Annotated in this window: 15 protein-coding genes; 5 read left to right on the top strand and 10 right to left on the bottom strand. The window is 66.3% G+C overall.

Annotation, left to right across the window (positions count from 1 at the left end; translation table 11 throughout):
• Positions 1–15: 15 nt before the first annotated feature.
• Together MRBLMD1_RS14875 and MRBLMD1_RS14870 are read right to left on the bottom strand one after the other, a co-directional pair.
• Entirely contained in the window at positions 16–486 is a 471-nt protein-coding gene (locus MRBLMD1_RS14875; RefSeq protein WP_159632530.1) for an NUDIX hydrolase, read from the bottom strand.
• Between the two features lie 40 nt (positions 487–526).
• Positions 527–1,072: a prepilin peptidase gene (locus MRBLMD1_RS14870; RefSeq protein ID WP_224025452.1), complete on the bottom strand. Its 546-nt coding sequence runs from the start codon at positions 1,070–1,072 to the stop codon at positions 527–529.
• Between the two features lie 60 nt (positions 1,073–1,132).
• On the opposite strand from MRBLMD1_RS14870, the gene MRBLMD1_RS14865 reads away from it, so the two are divergent.
• A complete protein-coding gene (locus MRBLMD1_RS14865) occupies positions 1,133–1,927 on the top strand; it encodes a hypothetical protein (RefSeq protein WP_364400981.1) in 795 nt (264 codons plus the stop codon).
• A gap of 42 nt (positions 1,928–1,969) precedes the next feature.
• On the top strand, positions 1,970–2,617 hold the full coding sequence (locus MRBLMD1_RS14860) for a GNAT family N-acetyltransferase (protein ID WP_364400978.1): 648 nt from the start codon (positions 1,970–1,972) through the stop codon (positions 2,615–2,617).
• A gap of 229 nt (positions 2,618–2,846) precedes the next feature.
• Here the strand turns inward: MRBLMD1_RS14860 and MRBLMD1_RS14855 are convergent, their stop codons facing one another.
• Both MRBLMD1_RS14855 and MRBLMD1_RS14850 read right to left on the bottom strand, forming a co-directional pair.
• Positions 2,847–4,265, bottom strand: coding sequence for a PhoH family protein (locus MRBLMD1_RS14855; protein ID WP_159632534.1), 1,419 nt, complete (start codon positions 4,263–4,265; stop codon positions 2,847–2,849).
• Between the two features lie 239 nt (positions 4,266–4,504).
• Positions 4,505–5,266 (bottom strand): isoprenyl transferase, encoded by a 762-nt coding sequence (locus MRBLMD1_RS14850; RefSeq protein ID WP_159635666.1) that lies wholly within the window; start codon positions 5,264–5,266, stop codon positions 4,505–4,507.
• A 148-nt stretch (positions 5,267–5,414) separates the two neighbouring features.
• Here MRBLMD1_RS14850 and trhA point away from each other — a divergent pair, with 148 nt between their 5' ends.
• A complete protein-coding gene (gene trhA, locus MRBLMD1_RS14845) occupies positions 5,415–6,158 on the top strand; it encodes a PAQR family membrane homeostasis protein TrhA (RefSeq protein WP_414703694.1) in 744 nt (247 codons plus the stop codon).
• Between the two features lie 24 nt (positions 6,159–6,182).
• Here trhA and MRBLMD1_RS14840 read toward each other — a convergent pair whose 3' ends face one another.
• A complete protein-coding gene (locus MRBLMD1_RS14840; RefSeq protein ID WP_159632535.1) occupies positions 6,183–6,524 on the bottom strand; it encodes a hypothetical protein in 342 nt (113 codons plus the stop codon).
• 97 nt (positions 6,525–6,621) lie between these two features.
• Positions 6,622–7,527: a mycothiol conjugate amidase Mca gene (mca, locus tag MRBLMD1_RS14835; RefSeq protein ID WP_364400974.1), complete on the bottom strand. Its 906-nt coding sequence runs from the start codon at positions 7,525–7,527 to the stop codon at positions 6,622–6,624.
• 132 nt (positions 7,528–7,659) lie between these two features.
• Between mca and MRBLMD1_RS14830 the strand changes: the two genes are divergently transcribed.
• A complete protein-coding gene (locus MRBLMD1_RS14830; RefSeq protein ID WP_364400971.1) occupies positions 7,660–8,118 on the top strand; it encodes a DUF4307 domain-containing protein in 459 nt (152 codons plus the stop codon).
• 151 nt (positions 8,119–8,269) lie between these two features.
• Entirely contained in the window at positions 8,270–8,764 is a 495-nt protein-coding gene (greA, locus tag MRBLMD1_RS14825) for a transcription elongation factor GreA (protein ID WP_159632538.1), read from the top strand.
• Positions 8,765–8,884: 120 nt separating this feature from the next.
• On the opposite strand, the gene MRBLMD1_RS14820 is transcribed toward greA, so the two are convergent.
• The 4 genes from MRBLMD1_RS14820 to MRBLMD1_RS14805 are packed head-to-tail and all read right to left on the bottom strand — an operon-like array spanning position 8,885 to position 13,103.
• Positions 8,885–9,514, bottom strand: a complete 630-nt coding sequence (locus tag MRBLMD1_RS14820; protein WP_159632539.1) for a rhomboid family intramembrane serine protease — start codon at positions 9,512–9,514, stop codon at positions 8,885–8,887.
• 8 nt (positions 9,515–9,522) lie between these two features.
• A complete protein-coding gene (ilvA, locus tag MRBLMD1_RS14815; RefSeq protein WP_159632540.1) occupies positions 9,523–10,761 on the bottom strand; it encodes a threonine ammonia-lyase in 1,239 nt (412 codons plus the stop codon).
• Positions 10,762–10,764: 3 nt separating this feature from the next.
• On the bottom strand, positions 10,765–12,111 hold the full coding sequence (locus MRBLMD1_RS14810; protein ID WP_275180420.1) for an AI-2E family transporter: 1,347 nt from the start codon (positions 12,109–12,111) through the stop codon (positions 10,765–10,767).
• A 35-nt stretch (positions 12,112–12,146) separates the two neighbouring features.
• Entirely contained in the window at positions 12,147–13,103 is a 957-nt protein-coding gene (locus tag MRBLMD1_RS14805) for an aldose 1-epimerase family protein (protein ID WP_364400966.1), read from the bottom strand.
• Positions 13,104–13,194: the final 91 nt, after the last annotated feature.

Here is a 13,194-nt window from a genome sequence, read left to right as displayed (position 1 = left end):
CCGTCGCGGCAGCCTTTAGGGCTCGAAGTGGACGGCTGCGGAGGGTGCCAGCGCCTGGCGGATGCTGGTGAGGTGCCCGGGCATCAGGTCGGGAAGGTCATCAAGGGTAAACCAGCCGACAGCCAGGGATTCGTCGTCATTGACCCTGGCTTCGCCGGAGACGTAGCGGCACAGGAACACGACGTCCAGGAATTCGCAGACGTCACCGTTGGGATACGTGACCGGACCCACAGCGCCAACCGACACCACGCGCTCTGCCTCGGCCACCACAGCCGTTTCCTCGAAGATCTCACGGATCAGCCCGCGGGCCGGCTGCTCGCCGGGGTCCAGCATTCCGCTGACCAGCGCCCATTGGCCGTTGTCAGCCCGCTGGGCCAGCAGGATCCGGCCGGCGTCATCCACCACCACGCCCCGCACACCGGGAACCCAGATGGGATCGTTACCGATCTTCTTGCGGAGCTTCAGGACGTATTCGGGTGCAGGCATAGCGCCAGCCTATCCAATCACCAAGCGGACGCCCCGCCGCTCAGGCGGGAAGCAGCATGGCGGCTGCGGCCCCGGCGAGCATGAACGGCCCGAACGGGATGGACGATTTCAAAGTCCCCCGCCGGGCTGCAAGAAGGGCTACGGACCACAGGCCGCCCAGCAGGAAGGCCAGGAAGGTCCCCGCGAACAGGTGTCCCCAGCTGAGATAGCCGAGGTACATGCCCAGCACTCCTGCGAGTTTGACGTCGCCGAACCCCATGCCCGGCGGGTACACAAAGCGGAGGACGAAGTAGAACAGCCACAGGATCCCGGCTCCGGCCACCACGCGGAGGGCAGGGGCCGACAGGATCCCAGTGGTGTCACCGGCGGCCGAAAGTGGGCTGGCCCAGGCAACGGCGGCTGCCGCCAGCAAAAGCACGCCGGCCACCGCATAGGACGGAAAGACGATCCGGTTGGGCAAAAGGTGGTGCCGGACGTCGATGATGGTCAGCCGCACCGCCATCACCGCAAAGTAGAGGCAGGCCGCCAGCACCAGCCAGAAGGCAAGCGGGGTGTGCTGCCAAAGTTCACCGAGTCGTCCGATCACCCCTCGGATGCTACTGGATCCACCCATTCCCGCCGTAGCGCCCCCGCGTAAAATGTGGATATGTCGACCTGGGACTCCCGGCGCAGCCCGGTTCCGGAATCACCTGCCTCCCCGGCGGACCTGGCCGCCATGTTCCGAAACCTCTGCCGCTCCTCCCCTTGGAAGTGGCAGTCAATGCGGTTTGGGTACTGGGACCAGGCCTTTGCGTCGGCCCCCGCCCCGGGCGCCCCGTTCGTCCGCGCCTGGCTGCGCCGTCCGGGCGCGCTCCGGCTCGAGAGCCCCGAGCGCCTGGTCCTGCACAGCACTACGGGGATCAACGATTCCCGGGACGTCTTCTATGTGAGCGCCACGCGCAAGTCCTGGCTCCTCCCCCCGCACCTGGTAACCCCCGTCTTTGACGACGCCGGACTGGTACGCCGCCGCCCCGAGGCCGCCTACGGCGAGCCCGGATTCGGCAACGGCCGCTTCTCGGCGGCGCTGGACCCCGTGGAGCTCGCGGGCAATGCACCCGTGCCCATCGAGTTTCCCGGCAGCAACGCGCTGGACATCCGGGAGGTGGGGTATTCCGACCACGAGGGCCGGACAGTCCTTGAAGCCGTGGTGGTCCCCAACGCCGCCTACCGCCCCGCCGATCCTGCCGCTCCCCTGTGCCTGCCCGGCCGGTCCCTGCTGCGCGTAGACGTGAACACCGGCGTCTGTGTGTCCAGCCAGTCGCTGGAACCGGAAACGGAAGGGTATGGCCACTGGATCCGGATCATCGCCGTGGACGAGTACATGCTGGATGACCTGTTCCTGGCCCAGTCCATGAACCTCACCGACGTCCGCCGGCACATCAGCTGGGACATTCCGGCCTGAGCGTGACAGGTCCTCCCGGTCCCGGTCGGCTAGGCTTCGCGGATGACGACGATGAGCTCCATCTGGCCCCTGTTCGACCTCAGGCTCACCACGCCCCGGCTGGAGCTCCGGCCCATCACCGACCAGGACATCCCGGCGGCTGTCGACGCCGCCCGCAGCGGAATCCACGAGCCCACCAGGAACCCGTTCAGCACGCCGTGGACCGCGCTGCCCGGCGACGAGCTGGGCCCCAACATGGCCCGCTGGTACTGGCGCTGCCGCGGGGAGTTCACGCCGGAGCACTGGACGCTGCTCCTGGGGATCTGGCATGAAGGGCAGTTCATCGGGTGCCAGGACGTTGGTGCCAAGGACTTCGCGGTGCTGAAGACTGTCACCACCGGCTCCTGGCTCAAAAAGTCAGTTCAGGGCCGGGGACTGGGCAGGGAGATGCGGGCCGCCGTCGTCCTGTGGGCCTTTGACTGGCTCGGCGCTGAGGTCGCGGAGTCGGAGGCCGCCGCGTGGAACAGCGCCTCCCTGGGCGTCTCCCGTTCCCTGGGCTACGAACTGAACGGCACCAGCCGCAAAGCCTGGGGCACCAAGGTCGAAACACTCCAGCACGTCCGCCTCACCCCGGACACGTTCAAACGCCCCGAGTGGTCCCTGCAGGTCCAAGGCCACGAGGCGGTGGCAAAGTTCCTCGATGTGCGATGAGTGCCCGTCCTTGGCTGGGTACGCGGGGCCACGGTCCTTCTCCGTCGCTTAGACACAGCGCATAGGGCTACCTTCGGTCGCTGGGCGACCTACGGTTGCCGATGCGCCGCGATGCGCTCCTACGAGAAGGCCCGTAACCCCGCTTGTGCGTAGGGCAGCCTTCCGGCAGCGTGCGTCAAAGGCGAGGAACGAGCCAGCACGCAGAGGAAGGGTGCCCCACGCACCCCCGTTAGCCCTCCAGGAGTTCCGTCACCAGGGCGGCGATTGGGGACCTTTCCGAGCGGGTCAGGGTGATGTGGCCGAAGAGCGGGTGTCCTTTCAGGGTTTCAACGACGGCGGCGATTCCGTCGTGACGTCCCACGCGGAGGTTGTCACGCTGGGCGACGTCGTGGGTGAGCACAATCTTGGAGTTCTGGCCCATGCGGCTCATAACGGTGAGGAGGACGTTCTTTTCGAGGGACTGGGCCTCGTCGACGATCACGAAGGCATCGTGGAGGGAACGTCCGCGGATGTGGGTGAGGGGCATGACCTCGAGCATGCCCCGGTCCATGACCTCTTCCACTACTTCCTGGCTGACCAGGGCGCCCAGGGTGTCAAAGACTGCCTGTGCCCAGGGGTTCATCTTCTCGGACTCCGAACCCGGCAGGTAGCCGAGTTCCTGGCCGCCCACCGCGAAGAGGGGCCGGAAGACGATCACTTTGCGGTGTTCGCGGCGTTCCAGCACAGCCTCAAGGCCCGCGCAGAGGGCCAGTGCCGACTTGCCGGTGCCGGCGCGGCCACCGATGGATACGATGCCCACGCCCGGGTCCATCAGCATGTCGATGGCCAGCCGCTGTTCGGCGGAACGGCCGTGCAGGCCGAACACATCACGGTCGCCCTTGACCAGGCGGACCTGCTTGTCGGCGCCCACCCGGCCCAGTGCGGAACCACGGTTGGAGAGCAGCACCAGACCGGTGTTGACGGGCAGTTCGGCGGCGGCGGGGATGAAGACGGGTTCGTGGCCGTAGAGGGTGGCGATGTCCTGTTCGTCCGCCTCGACTTCGGCAACACCGGTCCAGCCGGAGTCCTTGACCAGTTCGTTGCGGTACTCGTCGGCGGTAAGCCCCATGGCGGAGGCTTTGACGCGCATGGGCAGGTCCTTGGAGACCACCGTGACGTTGCGCCCCTCGTTGGCCAGGTTCTTGGCGACGGCGAGGATGCGGCTGTCATTGTCCCCGCTGCGGAAGCCCAGCGGGAGCACCTCTGCGGAGATGTGGTTCAGTTCCACCATGAGGGTGCCGCCCTCATCCCCGATGGGAAGGGGCTGGTTCAGGCCGCCATGCTTGACCCGGAGGTCGTCCAGGAGCCGCAGGGCATTCCGGGCGAAATAACCCAGTTCCGGATCGTGCCGTTTGGCTTCGAGTTCGGTGATGACCACGACGGGGACCACCACCTCATGTTCGGCGAACCGCAGGAGTGCCCGCGGGTCGGAGAGCAGGACGGAGGTGTCAATGACGAAGGTGTGGATGTCGGCTTCCCTTCCGGAGACAGCAAAACCGGCCGCAGCATCAGTTGCTGCGCCGGTCACAGAGGTGGCTCGCTCGGCGCGAGAGGTAGCTTTTCCGCCCTGTCCAACCAGGACCTCGGGCAGTTGTTCAGAAGTAGCCACATCGACTCCAGCCCCGGGCGCCAGCCCGGAATTGTTATTGGTGAGGCGGCTCGGCCACGAGGCCGGATCCGGCCTCCCATACACCCGGTGCGATGTTTCGCTCCATGTACTGGCCTCCCCGATCAGCCGGCGGTTTTGCCTGCTGATGGATATAACGTAAATCCACTCCGGGTGATTTCCGCAACTATTTGGCGGCGATTTCTCCGGCGGACGTATGAACTCGTGATGAACCGCGGGTTTCAGGTGCCGAAGCGCCGCTGCCGCCCGGCGTAGTCCCGCAGGGCGCGGAGGAAGTCGACCTTCCGGAAGGCGGGCCACAGGGCCTCGCAAAAGTAGAACTCGCTGTAGGCGCTCTGCCACATCAGGAAGCCGGAGAGGCGCTGCTCCCCCGACGTCCTGATTACCAGGTCCGGATCCGGCTGGCCCCGCGTGTACAGGTACCGGGAGATGTCGTCGACGCACAGGTCATCGGCAAGCTTGGAAATATCCATGCCCTTGGCGACGGCGTCATGCAGGAGTTCACGGACGGCGTCGACAATCTCCCTGCGGCCCCCGTACCCCACCGCCACATTGACGTGGATCTTTTCCCGCACAGGAGTCCTGGCCGTGAGTTTGTTCAGCCGCTCAGCCAGGTAGTCCGGAAGCAGTTCAGGGGCACCCATGGCATGCACGGAGATGTTCGCGTCTTCATCCAGCCGGTCCAGGGTGTTGGCGATGATCCCCATCAGGAGGTCCAGTTCCTCGCTGGAGCGGTTCATGTTGTCCGTGGAGAGCATGTACAGCGTCACCACCTTGACCCCGAGCTCCTGGCACCAGCCCAGGAATTCGTGGATCTTGTCCGCTCCCGCCTGGTGGCCCTGGGCAGTGGGGGCATTGAACTGCTTGGCCCAGCGCCGGTTTCCATCCACCATGACACCTATGTGCCGGGGAATGCGGTCGCGCGGGAGGTCCTTGAGCAGCCGGCGCTCGTAATAGCCATAGAGGAACCCGGGCAACTCCACGCGTCCACTCACCTGACTTTCCTGCCGTACGTACATCCACATCCTAGGCTACCGCCCGGGACGCCCCGGGACGGGCAGGACCTCAGGACCGGACCCAAAGGGATGTTACTGAGCGGTAACTTACCGGCCCGTAAGTTATTCTGGTGCCATGAACAGCGACTCCCCGCAGGCCTCCCCGGCACCCCGGCCCGAGGACCGGAACCCCGGCCCGGATCCGGAGCCCAGCGCGGTGGATGATGCCGCGGTACGCCTGGCGGAACTACTGATGATCAAGCCCAAATGGCGCGGCTGGATCCACACAGTCACGGCCCCGCTGGCCCTGGCCGCAGGGATCATCCTGGTTGTCCTCGCACCCACGGTTGACCGCCGGGTCACCTCTGCCATCTACGCTGCCACCGGCGTTCTGCTGTTCGGTGTCAGCGCCGTCTACCATCGCGGCAACTGGTCCCCGCGGGTCAAGCTCATCCTGAAGCGGCTGGACCATACCAACATCATGCTGGTGATCGCCGGCACGTACACGCCACTGGCATGGACCCTGCTGGAACGCCAGCAGGCAGTGGTGCTCCTGTGGGTCATCTGGGCCGGGGCCATCCTCGGAGTACTATTCCGGCTGCTCTGGACTGATGCGCCACGCTGGCTCTACGTGCCGATCTACATCGCGCTGGGCTGCGGCGCGCTGTTCTACCTGCCGCAGTTCTTCCAGGCCAGCATTCCAGCAGCAGTGCTGATCTGCGTGGGCGGCGTCCTCTACATCACGGGCGCTGTCTTCTACGCCCTCAAGAAGCCGAACTTCAGCTACTACCACTTCGGTTTCCACGAACTGTTCCACGCGTTCACCGTGTTTGCCTTCGCGGCCCACTTCGTGGCGATCGCGCTGGCGGTCCTTGCCTAAAGCCGCCCCGGCGGCGGGACCCTCTTATTCGCGGGGCCGCGGAAGCCCGTTTGCCGGGCCGTTTCCGTTGGCGTCCGGCGCTGCCTGGCGGGTGCCGTCGTCGAGCCCGTCCTGGGCGTCTGCGGCGTCCACGTCAGCCGCGGCAGCGGCGGCCAGGCGTTCCTCCTCCACCTGGGCGCGGTAGCGGACCCTGCGGATCCGCCGCACCATGTCCACAATGAGCAGGGCGGTGGCCACAACAAAGAAGGCCGTCATGATGAACCCCAGAAGGCCCGGTGTTACCTGGTCCTCGGATATTCCGTCCCGGAGCGTCGGAGTGGGCAGCGGGCTCGGCGTGGTGGCGAGGCTGAGGAGCAGAGAATGCACGGTTAATACCTTCTGGTGGAACGGATGCAGCAGGATGCGGACGGAACGGCCCGTCACCGCACCTGTCTTCTACGCAAGATAGAAATGGCCTGCCTGTCTATCTTAGCCCGGCGAACAGGTCCTTCTCGGGGAGCTCGGACGGCACCCGGGAGTGGATCAGGGAGTAGTCTTCCCAGGGCCAGACCCGGCGCTGCATGTCCGGGGAAACCGCGAAGAAGAACCCCAGCGGGTCCACCTGCGTGCGGTGGGCGCGCAGTGCGTCGTCGCGCATTTCGAAGAAGTCGCCGCAGTCCACCTGGGTGGTGGTGGGGTTCGCGGCAGGAGGTGGCGTGTGCCCCTCCGCATCGGACTCCAGCCACGCGGCCAGGCGCTCGGCATACGGGGACTGCAGACCCGCCTCTTCGAGCGCAAAGTGCAGTGCCCGGAACCTCTCCGGGCTGAAGGCACGGTCGTAATAGAGCTTGCTGGGCTCCCAGGCGTCCCCCGCGTCCGGGTACCGTTCCGGATCCCCCGCTGCCTCGAACGCTTCCACGGCTACCCGGTGGGCCATGATGTGGTCCGGGTGGGGGTAGCCGCCGTTCTCGTCATAACTGAGGATGACATGCGGCTTAAAGGACCGGACCAGCCGGACCAGGGGCGCGGCCGCCTGCTGCAGGGGCAGGGTGGCGAAGGAGCCGGCCGGAAGGGGCGGGAGCGGGTCACCCTCGGGGAGGCCGGAGTCCACAAAGCCCAGCCAGCGCTGGCGGATGCCCAGGATGGCGGCGGCCCGCTGCATCTCCAGCCTTCGCGCGCCGGCCATGTCCCGCTTGGGATGCGGCTCACCTTCAACTGCCGGGTTCTGGATGTCACCGCGGGAGCCGTCCGTGCAGGTTGCCACCAGGACGTCCACGCCGGTGGATGCATACATGGCCATGGTCGCAGCACCCTTGCTGGATTCGTCATCCGGGTGGGCGTGGACCGCGAGCAGCCGGAGCGGCACCTGGGATTTGCTGGGCGCTGTCATGGAGGGGACGGCTCCTTAATTTTGTCTTTCGCGGCTCTGGGGCAGCATACGGGTGATGCGGCGGGCGCAGCGCCTTGCCGGCAGCTGGTGCCACCGCGAAAGCGCCGGCGGAAAGGGCACTAAACTGGTCTGGTGACTTCCCCGGACCAGCCGGCCCAATCCGCGCCCGCAGACACTAGCCTAGCCAATCGGTATGGTGCTAAAAAGCGCCGGCTCTCCCCCAGGGCCGCCCGGCTGGCCATCGGCGTCGCGCTGGCCGTGGGGATCGGGTTCCTGGCCTGGGTGACCACGTCCAATTCGCTCTCCGGGGTGACGTTCAAGGACGTGGGTTACAGCACCACCGATGCCACCCTCGCCGAGGTCGATTTCCAGGTGACCCGGGAACCGGCCAAGCCCGTCAAGTGCGCCGTGAAGGCGCTGGACGCCAAGTTTGCCGTGGTGGGCTGGAAGGTGGTGGACATCCCGCCGTCGGCGGCGGACTCAACGCCCGACGGCGGCAGGACAGTTGCCCAGCGCGTCACGATGCGCACGGAGTCGGCGTCCGTGTCCGGAGTGGTGGACAGCTGCTGGATTCCCGGCGGGGAGTCCTAAGGGATGTGATGCGCGACGCTTGATTGTTGGGTTATCTCCAAGGGATTGACTACAATGGAGAGATACCTTTACCCCGCTGAGCTGGTTACTGTTCCACAAGTGGCCACCGTGGCGGGGTCTTTTGCATGTAAGACCACTAGAGGAGAAGTCCGTGTCTACCACCAACAGCGCATCTGCAGCCTGGCTTACCCAGGAAGCTTTTGACCGCCTGAAGGCAGAGCTGGACCACCTTTCCGGCGCAGGCCGGGCGGAGATCGTCCAGAAGATTGAAGCAGCGCGGCAAGAGGGGGACCTCAAGGAAAACGGGGGCTACCACGCGGCCAAGGAGGAGCAGGGCAAGATTGAAGCCCGCATCCGCCAGCTGACCGTCCTGCTCCGGGACGCCCATGTGGGTGAAGCGCCTGCCGATGACGGCATCGTTGAGCCCGGAATGCTCGTGGTTGCCAGGATCGCCGGGGATGAGGAGACCTTCCTGCTGGGATCGCGCGAAATCGCCGGCGACTCGGACCTGGATGTCTTCAGCGAGAAGTCGCCCCTTGGTGCGGCCATCCTGGGGCACAAGGAGGGCGAGACCCTCAGCTACGTTGCGCCGAACGGCAAGGACATCAAGGTGGAGATCCTCTCCGCCAAGCCCTACGCCGGGTAACGCCAGGACAAGCAGCAGGCCGGTCCGGCAAAAGCGGCGGCCGTCCCCACGGGGACGGCCGCCGCTTTTTTGTCTGCGCCGCAAGGACCGCCCGGGCGCGCCGCCGGGGAGGACCGGCGGTCAGGACTGGCGCGGGAGCGCAGGGAGGCGCGGACGAAGCAGCAGGGCCGCCACTACCCCGCCCGCGGCGCCGCCCAGGTGCGCCTGCCAGCTCACGTAGCCTGCCACGAAGGGCAGGGCACCGAGCAGGATGCTCCCGTACCCCATAAAGAGGACCACCGCGAGCAGGATCTGCCGCCAGCTGCGGTTGAAGAAGCCACGCACCAGAAGGAACGCGAAGAGCCCGAAGACCAGGCCGGACGCGCCCACCGTGACGCCGTTGCCGATAAGCCAGACGGTGACCCCGCTGCCGAGCCAACTGAAGGCCAGCGCGGTGAGGAACACGCGGAGCCCCGAGAGGAACACGAGGAAGCCGAAGATGACCAGGGGCAGGCTGTTGGACAGCAGATGGTTCAGGTTGGCATGCAGGAGCGGGAAGGTGAAGATGTCCAGCAGCCCGTCGGCGCTCCTGGGCCGCAGGCCGAAGGTCCGCGTGAGGGCGCCCATCATCAGCGTGTTGACCACCTCGATGGCGAACAGCAGGGCCACGAAGCCGCCCAGAACTACCAGGCCGCCCTTGGCGCGCGCGGCGATGGTTTGCCGCGCCGGGCCGCCTCCGTTACCCGTCAGTCCGCTGCCCAGTCCGGCCATGGCCGCTCCTAGTGCACAACGATGGGCTGGAAGCCCTCGGCACGGAGGGCGCTGAGGACCTGTTCACCGTGCTGGTGGCCCTTGGTCTCCAGGTTCACGGTGATCGAGACATCGCCCATGCTGATGGATCCACCCACCCGGGTGTGGTCCAGGCCGGTGACGTTGGCATCATTTTCGGCGATGATGCGGGCAATGGTTGCCAGGGAGCCGGGGCGGTCATCAAGCATCATCCGAACGGTCATGTAGCGCCCTGCGGCGGAGAGGCCGCGCTGGATGACCTTGAGCATCAGCATGGGGTCGATGTTTCCGCCGGAGAGGACCACCACCGTGGAGCCCGGGTTCTCGATCTTGCCGTCCATGAGGGCGGCCACGCCCACTGCGCCGGCGGGTTCCACCACCATCTTGGCCCGCTCGAGCAGGAAGATCAGCGCGCGGGCCAGCGAGTCCTCGCTGACGGTGACCACGTCATCCACCAGCTCGCGGATGATGCTGAAAGGCAGCTGTCCCGGGCGTCCCACGGCAATGCCGTCCGCCATGGTGGAGACCCGCTTCAGCGGTACCAGGGCATCAGCGGCAAGCGAGGGCGGGTACGCGGCGGCGTTCTCCGCCTGGACGCCGATGATGCGGATCTCCCGGCCGAGTTCCCGTGCGCGGGCCTTGATGGCGACGGCGACTCCCGCCAGGAGCCCGCCGCCGCCCACGCCCATGAGGACGGTGTCGACGTTGGGGACCTGCTCAAGGATTTCCAGGCCTACGGTTCCCTGGCCTGCCACCACGTCCACATTGTCGAACGGATGGACGAAGACCATGCCAGTTTCATCGCTGTAGCGCTGGGCTTCAGCGAGCGCCTCGTCCACGTTGTGCCCGTGCAGGATGACTTCGGCACCATGGCTGCGGGTGGCGGCAAGCTTGGGCAGTGCTACGCCCAGTGGCATGTAGATCCGGGCCTTGATGCCAAGACTTTTGGCGGCAACGGCAACGCCCTGTGCATGGTTGCCGGCCGACGCCGCCACCACGCCCCGCTTTTTCTCTTCCGGCGAGAGCCGGGCCATCCGTACGTAGGCACCGCGGACCTTGAACGAGCCGGCGCGCTGCAGGTTTTCGCATTTGAAATGGACGTCGCCGCCCACCATGCCCCCCAGCGCCCGGGACGATTCCACGGGCGTGCGCGCAATGATCCCGTCAAGCAGCTTCTGCGCCTCAAGGACATCGTCCAGTGTGACGGGAAGGGTTTCAAGGATCTTCACGGACTACTCTCCTTTGGGTTCTGCCCCGCCGCCCTCCGGAGAGGCGGTGCGGGCATCACGGTGTTCGGATGAAGTGCCTGCCGCCCGGCCGTTCCCGGCGTCGGATGCAGACGGCGGCTCAACGTCCTCGATGGTGTTGTCCCCGCCCGCTCCGGCTGTGATGGGCCTTCCGGCAATAACCGGCACCTGTTCATGTTCCCACGTTCTGGCCGCAATGTAGCGAACGGCCGAGTTTGCTACGGCCAGGATGGGTACCGAGAACAGCGCCCCGGGGATGCCGGCGAGGTAGGAACCGGCCGCAACGCTGAGGATTACTGCCACCGGGTGGAGCGAGACTGCCTTGCCCATGACCAGGGGCTGCAGGATGTGGCCCTCGAGCTGCTGGACCAGCAGGACGATGCCCAGCATGATCAGGGCGTTGACGGGACCGTTGGCCACCAGTGCCAGCAGGACGGCAACGACGCCGGTCACCAGGGCGCCCACCACCGGGATGAAGGAGCCGAGGAAGACCAGCACGCCCAGGGGAAGCGCGAGCGGTACGCCAATGATGGCGGCGCCGACGCCGATGCCCAGCGCATCGACAGCGGCGACGAACATCTGGATGCGCGCGTAGCTGACCATCGATGCCCAGCCTTTGTGGCCGGCGCCGAACGTGGCGGCCCGGGCTTTGCGGGGAAGCATCCTGACCAGGAAGGCCCAGATCCGGTCTCCCTCCAGGAGGAAGAATATGAGGATGAACAGCGAGAGGAGCATCCCGGCTGCGAAGTGTCCGGCGGTGCTCCCGAAGGACAGGGCGCCGCTGAGGATGCTGCTGCTGTTGTTCTGGAGGGCGTCGGTGGCTTCCTTGACGTACTGGTCAATCTGGGTGGCGGTCAGGTGCAGGGGCCCGGCGGACAGCCAGTCCTGGACCTGCCGGACGCCCTCAAGCGCCTGGGAATACAGTTCGCCGAAACCGACCACCAGTTGCCTGCCCACCAGGGCCAGTGCACCGGCGATGACGCCGATGAAGCCAAGGACTGTCACTGCGACGGCCAGACCCGCGGGAAGCCCCCGCCTCTTCAGCCATGCCGTGACCGGGCTGAGCAGTCCGGCGAGGAGTGCGGCCACCATGATCGGAATGATCAGGAGGGTGATGTGGCTAAGCAGCCACACCAGGGTTCCCGCCATCAGGAGGATCAGGCCGAGCCGCCATGACCAGGAAGCTGCGATGCGGATGCCGTACGGGATGTCCTTGTCCAGCTCACGGTCCGTCAGGACCCTCAGGGGTGCGGCCGCGGCCGGTGCCGGCGCGGGAGCCGGTTGGACCGGTGCTGTGTGGGCAAGGGTAACGTCGTCCTCTTTTGGCGTCATATCCCCATACTTCCCCAGCGGTGGCCCAATGCAAACTACCGTGCCGCGCCGGCTGCGTAGTCGATCCCCCATTCCATGCTGAAGGACTCCCCTGCAGGCAGCCACCGGAGGCCGTCACCGGAGTTGAATGCATTGGCCGGCCCCGTCATTGGCTCCACCGCCACGGCCCGGGTCCGGCCCGGATACACAGTGCTCACGAAGATGTGGACGTACTGGCAGGATTCGTCCTGCCAGAGCGACACAGCGCTGCCGTCACCGGCCGCAAGGGTGTGCCGGGCCACGCCGCCCTCAAACCGGAGGTCCGTCAGGGCCACGTCCACTGCCAGGTCCGCGACGTGCCGGCCGGAACGGAAGTCAACGTCCCCGTCGACCGGGGCCGAACTGCGCGGAATCAAGCGCTCATCGGTCACCAGACGGGTGTCGGCGGCAACGGTCAGCTTCAGTTCCTCGACCGGAGTGTCACCGACCCGCAGGTAGGGGTGCGCGCCGAGGACGAAAGGCGCTGCCGCCGTACCGTCATTGGTGAGGGTCTGCCGGACGCGCAGCCCGAGGTCCTCGGAAAGCTGGTAGTCCACCCGGTGCCGTACCAGAAAGGGATAGCCGTGCTGCGGGAAGACGACCGCTTCCAGCGCCACGGCGTGCGGGGACTCCCCCACCAGGGCATAGCCGGCGTTTCGAAGCAGGCCGTGGCTGGCGTTGTTGCGGGACACTTCCGTGATGTCCAGCTGCTGTTTCCTGCCGTCGAGGAACCATTGCCCGTCTTCCACCCTGTTGGCCCAGGGGGCGAGCGTGATGCCGGCGCCGCCCGGGGAGATCTCGTCGTCCCCATAAGTCTCGGTCAGCAGGACACCGCCACGGCTGAACAAGCGCAGCCCCGCGGCGAGCTCGGTGACTACGGCCAGGGCATCGCCCCGGCGCAGTTCGTATTGCCTGCCGGTGGCGCAGGTCCGGGTGGATGCAACAGAGGTTTCCTGTGGGGAAGAGGCAGTCATGGGGATTACCGTACAACGGGCGGCGCCTCACCTCCATCCCGAACTTTGTTACTTTTTGTTGTTAACTATTCTTTTCTGATCGCTTGTGCCA

This window comes from Pseudarthrobacter sp. LMD1-1-1.1, assembly GCF_040676255.1.
Classification (GTDB): Bacteria; Actinomycetota; Actinomycetes; order Actinomycetales; family Micrococcaceae; genus Arthrobacter.
Note: the sequence above shows the minus strand (reverse complement) of the source record. Positions and strands in the feature narration are given on the sequence as shown.